Genomic DNA, 12,568 nt, shown 5'->3' on the forward strand with positions numbered 1-12,568 from the left:
CGAATCTCTCCCTTTTCTTTGGAGCATAGACGGATTCAGGTGCCGGGCAACAGCTTCAATTGATAGATATCATGACTCGGTATTGATAGATCGTGTTCCCGGAGGCGGCGGTTTCTCGGCGCCACCGGCAAAACATTGCGCAATGGACATCCAGCGGGTCGCGTTGGGGCCGATGACCTTGAGGCCGGTATCGGCGATATTGCGGGTCTGGGTGACAACCTGACAGAATTCCTCGGCCAGCCCTTCGATCCGTTCTTCGTCGTTGGCATCTCCATAGTCCCACACAGCGCCGGACGGGGCCGTCAGTTTCAGGAACGGAACGGGTTGCGGCGCCTCTTCTCCGTTGACCTTGAACGTCCAGCCATAAGTGTTGAGGCCGATCATGACGATATTGCGGATACGATCCGCATTTTGGCGTTTGATGCCCAGTACATCATAAATGGCCTGTGCATGAGACCAGTTTTCCATGAGCCGCGCGGTGATTGATGATCGCACACTCATCGAAGGACCCGCCCACTCCACCCGCATGGCAGGATCAGCCGCACCAAATTCCGGGGCCATTTTCTGGTAAAAGTCGCGCCATGTCTTGATCAGCTCAGAACCGGATTGCCCGTCCAGATAGTCCGATTCAAAGAACCGCATGCTGGTTTTGCCTTTCATTCCGGCCATTGCTTCCTTGAAAAATGCGTGGAACTTTTTCGGTTCGGTCAGGGACCAGTAAGCGGCCATGTTCCAAATGTGCAGATGGCGGAGGATGGCATTGATCGTCCAGCCCTTGAAACCGGTTTCCTGTTCCATCTGATCATCCGACAGGTGTTTGACGAGAGCATGTATTGCTTCGCTTTCGTCGAGAAAATCCTGGGCCTGGTCCATCATCTGTTCAAATGTCCTTCATTCCGATTTCGTCCAAAATGTCGTCTGTATGTTGGCCCAGCGCGGGGCTGGGGCCGCAGGGAAAGAGCTTTTGCCCACCGAAATGAACCGGCGAACCGACATTGTGCAGTTTGCCAAGCAGGGGATGATCCTGTTCTTCGAACACTTCCATGGCGACAAACTGTTCATGCTGTTTGATCTCTTCAAGCGACAGGCAAGGCGCTGCGGGCACATCTTTTGCGGCGAGCCCCGCAACCAGATCGGCCGTGTTCATGCGCGGTGGCTGGCTGGCGACCAGGCTGGCCAGTTCCCCCATGTGCAGGCTTCTGTTTTCAAGGCCCTTGTATTTTTCTTCCGATTTCAGATCTTCCCGCCCGACCATCTCGAATACCGCTTCCCAATGATCATCGGACATTGCGGCATAGGCAATCGCACCATCCGTGGTGCGCAACGGAAGCTGATAATAGTCGGCGAAGGGAACACCGTGGATGACATCTTCATCCATCAACGTGAGATGCATTCCGCCATCGGGCCAAAGAAAAGCCGCGCAGCTGGCAAGCATGGACAGATCAATATGCTGGCCCTCGCCGATGCGTTCCCGGGCAAACAGCGCAGCCGTAATGGCCTGAGCCGCCGTATAGGCGGTCAGCTTGTCGCACAGTAATGTTTTGACATAGGCAAAGCCGTCCGGATGGCCTTGCAGTGACATAAACCCGGTCATCGCCTGCATGACATGATCATAGGCCGGGCGACTGGATAACGGTCCTTCGTGGCCGAAACCGGTTATGGCGCAGTAAATCAGCTCCGGCTTTTCCTTGCGCAGGGTTTCGCTGCCGAGTCCGAGCCGGTCCATCACGCCGGTGCGGTAATTGTGGATCACAACATCCGCGTCCAGACACAATTTGCGCGCGACAGCCACAGCATCTGTGGATTTAAGATCAAGTGTGATCGACCGTTTCGCGCGATTGCAATTGTTAAACAGCCCGGAGATACTGTCCTTGCGGCTGCCGAGCCAGCGCATCGGATCGCCGATACCGGGCGGTTCGACCTTGATCACTTCCGCACCTTGTTGCGCAAACATCATCGTTGCCAGCGAGGCTGTGATCATCGTGGAAAATTCAACGACCTTGATGCCGGCAAGCGGTTGCTGTGCGGTCGTCTCGGTCATGGTGTCTTCCCTTTATCCTTCAAGATTGGCGGCCAGCCTTTCATAGGCGGCAATAAAGTCTTCCTTGAATTCCTGGACGACCTGGCCGGTTGTCATCGGCTGGTTCATCAGCCCGACGCCTTGTCCAACCCAGTAAGTCGCCAAATCTTTCGCGCCCTGATTGTCACCCTGGCTGAGTTTGTCGATACTGCGTAGTGGCGGTTCGGCAACTAGCGATTGTAGGGGCATGGCGAGCGGGGTTGGTGCACCTTCGGATTCCCAGGCATCTGTCCAGGGTGATCGTAGCTGGCGAGATGGCTTGCCGGTCCGCGAACGTGCGCGCACCGTATCGCGGGAACTGGCCGCCAGCATCTTCTCTTTCACCACCGGATTGGTTTCCGCTTCGGCAGTGGTTAACCAGACCGAACCACACCAGACGCCGGCTGCACCCATTGCCATGGCTGCAGCCATTTGAGAGCCCGTGGCAATGCCGCCCGCAGCAAGAACCGGCGTATCATCACCGATTTCACGCAGGGCATTGCAAACTTCGGGAATCAGAACCATCGTCGCGACATCACCCGTATGACCGCCAGCTTCTCCGCCGACGGCGATCAGAATATCCACTCCTGCCGCGACTTGTGACATCGCATGTTCTCTTGTCCCGATCAAAGCGGCGACCGGAACACCATGCTGACGTCCCATGTCGGTCATGACCTGTGGCGGGATGCCCAGCGCGTTGGCGATTAGCTTGATCGGATGACGAAAAGCCACTTCCAGAATTTCGCCCGCGTTACCGCCGCGCAGATTTTCGGCGCCCACGGCATGTTCCCGGCGGAGCTCTTCAAGATCACCGGGGTCGACGCCATGACGGGACATTATGTCTTTGGAAAACTGTTTATGTTCGTCCGGAACCATCGCCAGCGTTGTGTCGACATCTATTTGTTCGCCTTTGCCTTCGACCTTGTTCGGCACGATGATATCGAGACCATAGGGCTTGCCGTCGACATGATCATCAATCCAGCTGAGTTCTTCCTCCAGCGTTTCTGGTGTGCAATTGACGCCGCCGAAAACACCCATGCCGCCTGCTCTGGAAACGGCTGCCACGACATCGCGGCAATGGGAAAAGGCGACGAGCGGAAATTGGATTCCCAGCATTTCGCAAATCGGGTTTTTCATCATGCGGCTTCTTCATCCTCTTCATTTGCGGTAATTTCCAGGATCAAGTCATCCGCGGCAATCTGCTTGCCGGCTATCGCGGCGACGGTTTCCACGGTCCCGTCAATCTCGGCGAGAATCTCATGCTGCATCTTCATCGCCTCCAGAATTGCAAGCTTGTCACCCTTGGTAACAACTGCGCCTTGTTCAACCAGTAGCTCCAGCAACAAGCCATGCATGGGCGCGATAACGGTTCCGCCGCCGCCCGCGTCTTCCATGGCGCTGAGACCGGTCTGGTCGGTGACCGAAATGGACCGATCCGGCAATGCGAGATGTAACTGACGATGACGGTTTTTATAGATGGCAGTTGTGCTGCGGCCATTGATGCGTAGCCTGGCGGTTTCGCCGGTCAGTGTGACCAGTTCCACCAAAGCCTTCTCGTCGCCGGATTCTATGCGGTAACGGTTGGGCCCTTCGACATATAAATGGACAAGTCCGTCACCGTCGCTGGCTTCGGCCCATGATCCATATTGCACAACGGTGTGCAGACTGCCGGTACTCGACCAATCCAGCATTTCCGGATTGACATTGAGCGCCAGATGATGCGCGCTTTGCTGGCGCAACTTGTGCTGTAGGGCAGCCGCGACCGCAAAGGTTGAAAACGCATGTTGTCCGAGGTCGACACCGTCATCGCCGTAATTTTCACCGATGAACGCTGTTGTTGCCTGCCCTTTGACAAAGTCCGGCTTTGCAAGGGCATCGATCAGAAAGTCCCGATTGGTCTTCGGTCCAAACAAGGCGGTATCGGCCAATGCCTGGACCATCTTGCGCCGCGCATCTTCGCGGGTCGCGCCATGGGTGATGATCTTGGCAACCATGCTATCGTAAAAGGGAGAAACTTCGCCGCCAGTTGCGATACCGCTGTCAACCCGCGCAATATCGGAGGGATGCCACAACTCGACATGACCGGTGCTGGGCAGGAAATCATCGGCCGGATCTTCGGCGTAGAGCCGCACTTCCATCGCGTGACCGGTCAGCGTGACGTCATCCTGCGTGATACCCAGAGAGTCGCCTTGCGCAACTTTCAGCTGCAGCGCCACGAGATCTAGTCCGGTAATCTCTTCGGTCACAGGGTGCTCGACCTGCAGGCGCGTGTTCATTTCCAGGAAGTAGAATTCGCCCGACTGATCGAGCAGAAACTCCACTGTACCCGCGCCGCGATAATCGACGGCGCGCGCGGCTTCGACAGCAGCGGCCCCCATTTCAACGCGCAAGTCTGACGTCATGACAGGGCAGGGCGCTTCTTCGATCACTTTCTGATGCCGACGCTGAACCGAACAATCGCGTTCTCCGAGATGGATGACATTGCCATGGCTGTCGGCGAAGACCTGCAGCTCGACATGGCGCGGTTTGATAATCGCCTTTTCCAGGATCAGCTCGCCATTGCCGAACGCATTTTCTGCTTCGGATCGGGCCAGTTTGATCGCGTCCGGAACTTCGGCCAGATCATGGACCAGACGCATTCCGCGTCCGCCGCCGCCAGCCGCTGCCTTGACCATAAGCGGCACGCCAATTTTTTCGGCTTCTGCGATCAGAGTCGTATCGGACTGATCGTCATCTTGATAGCCGGGGACGCAAGGGACATCGGCCGCGATCATTGCGCGCTTGGAACGCGCCTTGTCGCCCATCACATCAATGGCTTTTTCCGGTGGTCCGACAAAGATGATATCTGCTGCTGCACAGGCTTGCGAAAAGGCTGCGTTTTCCGAGAGAAATCCATAGCCGGGATGGATTGCATTCGCGCCGCTATCTTTTGCGGCCTGAATGATCGTGTCGATCAGCAGGTAGGATTCGTTTACCGGCGCGGGCCCGATCCGAACGGCATCATCGGCCATTTTGACATGCGGGGCATTGGCGTCGGCGTCGGAATATACCGCTACGGTGCGAATGCCCTGTGCTTTGGCCGTGCGCATTACCCGGCACGCGATTTCACCGCGATTGGCAACAAGGAGGGTGGATATTTGTGTCATATGCGTTTCCTTGTTCTGGTCCTTAGTCCGGTTTCACGACCCAGTTGGGTTTGCGCTTTTCGAAAAAGCTGGCGACACCTTCTTTTGCTTCTTCACTGACCATACGGTCTGCGAAATTCTCGGCGGCCAGGCGAATGACTTCTTCGCGCGGCTGACCGGCGATCTGTCCGAGCAGGTCCTTGGTTGCCGCAACGGCGCCAGGCGCTGCGCCCAACACCTGTTTGCGCAGCTGCATTTCGATGGCCTCCAGTCCGGCGACATCATCGGCAATAAAGTCGGCAAAACCGAGTTCGTGCGCCTGCGTGCCGTCGAAGCGGGCGGCGGTCAGCATCAACCGGCGACCGGTCGCATAACCCAGTTTTTGAATCACAAATGGCGAAATCTGCGCCGGCGTTACCCCGATGGCCGTCTCTGTCATCGCAAAACGCGCGCCGCTTTCGCAGATGACGACGTCCGCGCAGCAAGACAGTCCGAAGCCACCGGCCATGGCGGCACCTTCGATCAATACGATCACAACCTGTGGTGCGCTGTTCACCAGGTCGAAAATCTCGGCTGCGCCCATCGACATGGCTATGGTTGCGCCCCGGTCGCCGCTCGCCTGGAAATTCTCCTTGAAATTCTTGAGGTCGGCACCGGCGCAAAACACGCCGCCGCGTCCGCGCAAAGTGATCCCGCGCACATCACGATCATCACGAACGCCTTTTAAAACAGAGGCTAGCTCTGACACCAAAGCGTCACTCAGTGCATTGCGATTTTCCGGCTGGTTGAACCAGATGGTCAGCCAGCCTTGCTGTAATTCCAGTTCCAGCGTTTCGGTTTTGGGCAGATCGGTCATATGCGCGCCACTCCAAAAGCGTTTGGATGAAGTGTACGGTTCTGGGCTTCAAAAATTGTCTCGAGCGCGAAGCCAAGAACTTTGCGGGTATCGCGCGGATCGATAACGCCGTTGTCGAGAACGCGGCCGGAGGTGAAGAAGGCGCTCTCCTGCGCTTCGAAAATATCCTTGATCCGCTGTTCCTGTTTCGCGATCGCATCTTCGTCCGGTTCCACACCCTTGCGCTGAGCCTGCACCCGGGCGACATGGCTCATCGTGTTGGCTGCCGAGGCCCCGGCCATCACACCGGTTTTGGCATTGGGCCAGCTGAACAGAAAATCGGGTTCAAAGGCAACGCCGCTCATCCCGTAATTGCCGGCACCAAAGCTGGCACCAATATACAAGGCCAGTTTGGGCACACGGACATTCGATACCGCCTGGATCATTTTGCTGCCCAGCTTGATCATGCCCTTATGTTCGGACTCCGTGCCGACAATATAGCCGGTTGTGTTGTTCAAAAAGATGATCGGCAGTTCGGACTGGTCACAGAGCTGGAAGAAATGCGTGGCTTTGGCCGCAGCTTCGGGATCGAACGGGCCGTTATTGCCGATCAGTCCGACGGCATGCCCCATGATGCTGGCCTGCATGCAGACGGTGCCCGGGCCATAGCGGCTTTTAAACTCTTCAAAATCGGACCCGTCAACAATTCGCGCGGCCACTTCCCGGACGTCGTAGGGAATCGTGTAGTCCGTGGGTACGACCCCGGCGAGCTCATCAATATCATATAGCGGCTCTTCATAATCATTCTGGCGGATCGGGCTGGTATTCTTGTTCCAGTCTATCCGCCCCATTGTGTCGCGGGCAATTTCAATCCCGTGGGCATCATCATCGGCAAGATATTCCACGGTACCGGTTGTGCTGGCATGCATTTCCGTCCCGCCCAGCTCGCGATCATCCGCCACTTCGCCGGTTGCGGCATGGACCAGCGCCGCGCCGCCCAAAGCCGCCATGCCATTGTCACGCACGCCGACCACATAGTCGGACATGCCCGGCATATAGGCGCCGCCAGCGGTTGAGGGACCGTGCAACACGACCATCGTCGGGATGCCCGCCGCACTCAGCCAGGCGAGATTGCGAAACAGCATTCCGCCATGGGCCCACAGCTCGACCTTATATTCCATCAGATTGGCACCGGCGCTTTCGACCAGATGGATGAAGGGCAGTTTCAGTTCCTGCGCCATTTTCTGGGCGCCTTTGCTGGCATCCCAGCCGCCCGCCGTTGCTGCACCAGCCCGGATGCCGCTGTCATCGGCCCAGATCATGCAGCGCACGCCTTTGACAAAGCCGATGCCGAGAATAACACTGCCGCCGGGAATGCTCGTGTCCGGATCGGGATCTTCGAGCAGATAATTGGCCATGTTGTAGAGCCGCAAAAAGGGCATGCCGGGATCGAGCAAGCGCGTGACCCGCTCATGGGGTGTAAGCTGACCTCGCTTTTCGAAAGTGGGCCGGCGTTTTTCGGAGGCCGCAACCGCACGCTGCTCAAGCGACCGCAAATGGTCGATCAAAACGAGCATGTCCGCACGATTTTTTTCAAAGCTGTCCGAGCCAGTGACAATTTTGGACTTAAACTGGGGCATGATTACAGCGCCTCTGCAAGAGATTGGGGTATCGGGACCGGTGCGGCGAGCAGGATCTGGGCATAGCTCTTACCCTGCGGGTCATTGCGCAGCGATGCAACCCCGCCGCCGCCGAGAATATCGTGAAGAAGAAAGTTTATCGCTCCGGTTCCCGGCATGAAATAGCGATCGACCGCGGCCGGATTGTCTGGTGTCTGCAGGAAATGGGCGAAGCGTTCGCGCACCATGTTTTCATCGAGTGCGGCCCAGATCCAGGCCACAAAGTCGGGATCGCGTGGAATGATACCGATATTGGATTTGTCACCCTTGTCACCCGACCGGCCCCAGGCGAGCCGGATGAGCGGAACCTCTGTCATGGGATCGGCGGTATCCGGTTTTTCTGGACAGGCTGGACGGTTGATCGCGCTATTATCAAAGGGTTTGCCTGCGGGTTCCAAAAATGGTTCGCTATTTTCACCCACCGTCACGGAAACCGATATTTCGGATTTGGGAACCAGCAATGAGAACAGCCGGACAACCGGCGAAGGCTTGGGACGACCGCCGGAAAATAGCGCCAGACCGGGTGGTGTCGCCAGACCCATGCCCGTCGCTTCCTTCAGCAACAGCAAGGTCGCTTTGGGATCGCGATGCTTGACGCCGATCTTCAGCACCACTTCGCGGGCTGCCGCTGCGTGTCCGAATGCGCCGTAATGACTGTCATCGCCGAGCGTTTCGATCAGCACTTCATCATAGTCACCGGCATTGGAGGCACGCAGTTTCTTGCGCGCGCGCTTCAAGGCATTGTCGGCAAAGCTTCTGGCTTTCCGGCCTGCATCTTCTCCGACAAAGAAAAACGGTGCGACCATTTTCCAGCCGTCGGAATAAGTCGCGCAAGTTTTATATGTATCGGGAGCGGGCAAGCCGGTCGCGTCCGTCACTTTCACGCGATCCGGTGCGATCTCACTCAGCGAAACGTCACTAAAGTCGCACGCAACGTCGGGCAGCATATAGGCCTGAGGATCGCCGATTTCATAGAGCATTTGCTCACCAATTGTGCCGATATTGACTATGCCGCCCGTACCGGCAGCTTTTGTAGCGATGAAACTTCCATCCCCGGCAATTTCTGCAATTGGGTATCCGGCATTGTCCATGCTATCGGCGACACTTTCCCAGTCAGTGAAATTCCCGCCCGTCGCCTGGGGGCCACATTCAAGGATATGTCCGGCGAGACTGGCTCCCGCCAATTGGTCGAGATCGTCCCGGCTCCAGCCAAATTCATGGATACAGGCCCCCAAAGTCACTGCACTGTCAACGCAGCGGCCGGTAATCACGATATCAGCACCCCGGTCGAGCGCGCTGGCAACAGGAAAAGCCCCCAGATAGGCATTGATGCTGGCAATGGCTTGCGGGTCAGGGAAGGCTTCGCTCGAAAACATCTCCTTGCGATCTGCAAATTCAGCGGCCCGTCCCGTCAGGTCATCGCCAGTCACCACGGCAACGGTCAGGTCCAGTCCGGCTTCTGCGATGATGGCACGAACCGTGGCGGCACAGGCAAGGGGATTGGTTCCGCCGGCGTTGGAGATCAGTTTAACGCCCTGCTTGGCAATTTCCGCAATATGCGGTTTGATGACAGCAGTTACAAAGTCGACGGCATAGCCCATATCCGGGTTTTTCGCTCGGGCCCGCGCCATGATCGACATGGTGATTTCGGCGAGATAGTCGAAGACGATATAATCGAGACCCAGACCTTCCCGCGCTTCTTTAAGAAGCTGCGGCACGGCCATGTCGGATTCACCCCAGAATCCACTGGCTCCGCCGATACGGATGATCTTGTCATTTGACATTACGAGTCTCCCGGGTCTAGTTGAATAGCATTCGGTATTTTCGAGTCAAGCTCAATAAGGACGTAAACTGGCTTCAAAACCCGCCTTTCCAGAGACACAGCGCGCCAAGCTCGAGCGCAAGGAGGCGGCCATCCTGGAAGCGGCACGCAGTGTGTTTGTCGAAACCGGTTTTGATGGCGCGCGCATGTCCGAAATTGCGCGCCGTGCCGGGATTGGAGAAGGTACGATTTACAGCTATTATGAGTCCAAGGCGGAGCTGATGCTGGCCGTGCTTCAGCAATTCTGGGACGGGCTTACCCGGGAAGCAGAATCCGTCATGGCGGCGGCGCAAGCCACTGGATTCTTTCACCGTCTTGAAGCCTTGGCGACTTATCATCTTGGCACCGTCATTCGTAACGCAGACTTTATCAACCTGACTTTTGCGCTGCGGCGCAACAATAGCGAAGTGAGCGTTTCGCGCGATCATCTGCGACACTATGTCGCGGTTTTCGATCGGCTGTTTTTGCGAGGTCAGGATCGCGGCGAGTTGCGCGCTGATGCGATACTCTGGCAGGCACGGGACGTATTTTACGGGACACTGGAATATAGTGCGCGATCGATTGAGATGGCCATGGAGAGCGACCGCAATCTGAGACAGCAAAAGCCCGTTGTCGATCAGATGGTCGCGCTATTTCGGTCGCATTATGGCATGGAGCAGGCTGGCACAGAGCAGGATGGCACAGATGTCGAAAACGCTTCGCTGGCCGGTTTGGCAGCGAAGGTCGAGCAGCTTTCCGATCAAATCGCCAGCCTTGTCCGACAAAACTGATCAGACAAAAAAAGAGCCCCCGAAGGAGCCCTTTCTTCTCAATTTTCAAATGGCTCAGGCTGCCTTGTAAAAAGTCTCACCCGCATCCGCTTTCTCGCGGAAGCTCATGGGCGGCTTGAACCGTTCGCCATATTTCTGGGCGAGCAGATCAGCTGTCCGGACGAAATTATCGACACCGATCGTATCGATGTGGCTCATCGGGCCACCAGTCCAGGGCGCAAAGCCCCAGCCGAAGATCGCGCCAAGATCGGCAGATTGTGGATCAGAGACAACGCCTTCGTCAAAACACTGGGCCGTGGCGATCAGCTGGATATACATCAAACGCTGTTTGACTTCTTCCACTGTCGGCTGGTTTTCGGCGAGCGGGAAATGCTCTTTCAGGCCAGGCCAGAGTTTCTTGGAGCCATCGTCGCTATATTCGTAAAAGCCGCCACCAAAGCGCCGGCCGCGACGATCGATCTTCTTGACCATCAGTTCCATCAGTTCCTCGGTCCCGCTGGGAACATAGGCGTCACCCATTTCTTCCTTGGTCGACGTCATGATGTCATAACCCAGTTGCAGGGTGGTTTCGTCCACGATCGCAAGCGGACCAATCGGCATGCCCATGGAAATGGCTGCATTCTCGATCAGTGCAGGGTTCACGCCTTCGGCCACCATCATGGTCGCTTCATTGGCATAGGGCGGGAAGACGCGGTTGGTGTAGAAGCCGCGTACGTCTTTAACGACAATCGGAGTCTTGCGAATGCGCGCGTTATAATCAAGCGCGACGGCCAGAGCCTTGTCACCGGTTTCCGCGCCCGGGATGATTTCCAGCAATGGCATTTTCTCAACAGGTGAGAAAAAGTGCATGCCGATAAACTGATCGGGACGTTCGCTGTTCTTGGCGAGACCCGTGATCGGCAGCGTGGACGTATTGGACGCGAAAACCACGTCCTTGCCAATCACCGCTTCGGTTTTCTTGATCACGTCGGCTTTGACATCCGGACGTTCAAACACGGCTTCAATAATCAGATCGACATCTTTCAGATCATCATAATTGTCGGTCGGCGTGATGCGCGCCATGAAAGCGTCGGCTTTTTCCTGCGTCATCTTTCCGCGCTTGACGCCCTTGTCGACAATCTTCTGGCTGTAAGCGATCGCTTTCTGCGCTTCTTCCATATTGCGGTCGAGGACGATCACATTCATGCCGCCTTTGGCCGTGACATGGGTGATGCCGGAGCCCATCAGGCCGGCACCCAGAACGCCGACGGTTTTCAGTTCAGTTGGCGGAACGCCTTCAGGACGCATCGCGCCTTTGTCAGCTGCCTGCTTGTTGATGAACAATGTACGGATCATGTTCTTGGCTTGCGGGCCGGACAGCAATTTGGTGAAATATTTGCTTTCCACGCGAAGGGCGGTGTCCATCGGCAACATCGAACCTTCATAGAGGCAGGAGAGGATCGCCTTCACTGCTTCGTAATTGCCTTTGCTCTGTTTCAGCGCCATCGCGGAGGAACCGAGGTAAAGCGGAACCGCGCGTGGGTCCATGGAACCCGCGCCGCCGGGGAATTTCCAGCCCTTCTTGTCCCATGGAGCAGAAGCCTTCGGATTGGCTTTGACCCATTCCTTCGCTTTCGCGACAACTTCATCAGCCGGGGCAATTTCGTCGATAATATTCTGCGCCTTGGCCGAGGCCGGGTTGATCGGCTGACCCATCATGATCATCATGCCGGCACCCTGCAGACCTGCAAGGCGAGGCAGGCGCTGGGTTCCGCCGCCACCGGGGAGCAAGCCAACCTGCACTTCGGGAACACCAAGCTGAATCTTTGGATTGTCCGCACAGACGCGATAGTGACAGGCGAGGGCGAGTTCGAGACCGCCGCCCAGTGCAAGGCCGTTCAGTGCGCAAGCAACAGGCTTGGCGTGAGCCGCGCCTTTCAGCAGCGCCTTGGCTGTGTGTCCACCGGTTTCCAAACGGCGCAACATGCCGTTCAGTTCCCATGCACTTTCAAATGCTTCGGCCATGCTGTCTGCTTTTGAAGCGCCCAGCATATTGAGGTCGGCACCGGCGAGAAAGCCGGACTTTTTACCGGAAGTGATGACAGCGCCCTTGATGTCGTCATTGCTGATCAGTTCTTCAACAAAAGCCTTGAAGTCGGTGATCAGGGCTTCGTTCCAGACGTTCATCGACTGGCCGGGAAGATCGATAGTAAGGAGCGCAATGCCGTCGCTGTCGATATCGAGTGAGAATGTTTCGTAGGTCATTTTTCTGTCCTGCTAAAATAGGAATGGAGTGTGA

Annotated in this window: 9 protein-coding genes; 1 reads left to right on the top strand and 8 read right to left on the bottom strand. The window is 56.6% G+C overall.

The window, feature by feature from the left end:
* Positions 1–69: 69 nt before the first annotated feature.
* From ABJI30_RS05340 to ABJI30_RS05370, 7 genes are read right to left on the bottom strand one after another with little or no spacing between them, the layout of a single operon-like run.
* A complete protein-coding gene (locus ABJI30_RS05340; protein ID WP_348016149.1) occupies positions 70–876 on the bottom strand; it encodes a TIGR03084 family metal-binding protein in 807 nt (268 codons plus the stop codon).
* A gap of 4 nt (positions 877–880) precedes the next feature.
* On the bottom strand, positions 881–2,041 hold the full coding sequence (locus tag ABJI30_RS05345) for a CoA transferase (RefSeq protein ID WP_348016150.1): 1,161 nt from the start codon (positions 2,039–2,041) through the stop codon (positions 881–883).
* A gap of 12 nt (positions 2,042–2,053) precedes the next feature.
* The gene (locus tag ABJI30_RS05350) at positions 2,054–3,199 is read right to left on the bottom strand and encodes a nitronate monooxygenase family protein (protein ID WP_348016151.1); all 1,146 of its coding nucleotides are present in this window, start codon (positions 3,197–3,199) and stop codon (positions 2,054–2,056) included.
* Positions 3,196–5,205 (bottom strand): biotin carboxylase N-terminal domain-containing protein, encoded by a 2,010-nt coding sequence (locus ABJI30_RS05355; protein WP_348016152.1) that lies wholly within the window; start codon positions 5,203–5,205, stop codon positions 3,196–3,198. The genes ABJI30_RS05350 and ABJI30_RS05355 overlap by 4 nt, the downstream gene beginning before the upstream one ends.
* Before the next feature lie 22 nt (positions 5,206–5,227).
* Entirely contained in the window at positions 5,228–6,040 is an 813-nt protein-coding gene (locus ABJI30_RS05360; RefSeq protein ID WP_348016153.1) for an enoyl-CoA hydratase-related protein, read from the bottom strand.
* Positions 6,037–7,659 (bottom strand): carboxyl transferase domain-containing protein, encoded by a 1,623-nt coding sequence (locus ABJI30_RS05365; protein ID WP_348016154.1) that lies wholly within the window; start codon positions 7,657–7,659, stop codon positions 6,037–6,039. Before ABJI30_RS05365 ends, ABJI30_RS05360 begins: the two co-directional genes overlap by 4 nt.
* A gap of 2 nt (positions 7,660–7,661) precedes the next feature.
* Positions 7,662–9,482: an acyclic terpene utilization AtuA family protein gene (locus ABJI30_RS05370; protein ID WP_348016155.1), complete on the bottom strand. Its 1,821-nt coding sequence runs from the start codon at positions 9,480–9,482 to the stop codon at positions 7,662–7,664.
* 133 nt (positions 9,483–9,615) lie between these two features.
* On the opposite strand from ABJI30_RS05370, the gene ABJI30_RS05375 reads away from it, so the two are divergent.
* A complete protein-coding gene (locus tag ABJI30_RS05375) occupies positions 9,616–10,290 on the top strand; it encodes a TetR/AcrR family transcriptional regulator (RefSeq protein WP_348016661.1) in 675 nt (224 codons plus the stop codon).
* 54 nt (positions 10,291–10,344) lie between these two features.
* Here the strand turns inward: ABJI30_RS05375 and ABJI30_RS05380 are convergent, their stop codons facing one another.
* Entirely contained in the window at positions 10,345–12,534 is a 2,190-nt protein-coding gene (locus ABJI30_RS05380) for a 3-hydroxyacyl-CoA dehydrogenase NAD-binding domain-containing protein (protein ID WP_348016156.1), read from the bottom strand.
* Between the last annotated feature and the right edge of the window lie 34 nt (positions 12,535–12,568).

It is taken from the genome of Parasphingorhabdus sp., from assembly GCF_039968395.1.
Taxonomy (GTDB): domain Bacteria; phylum Pseudomonadota; class Alphaproteobacteria; order Sphingomonadales; family Sphingomonadaceae; genus Parasphingorhabdus.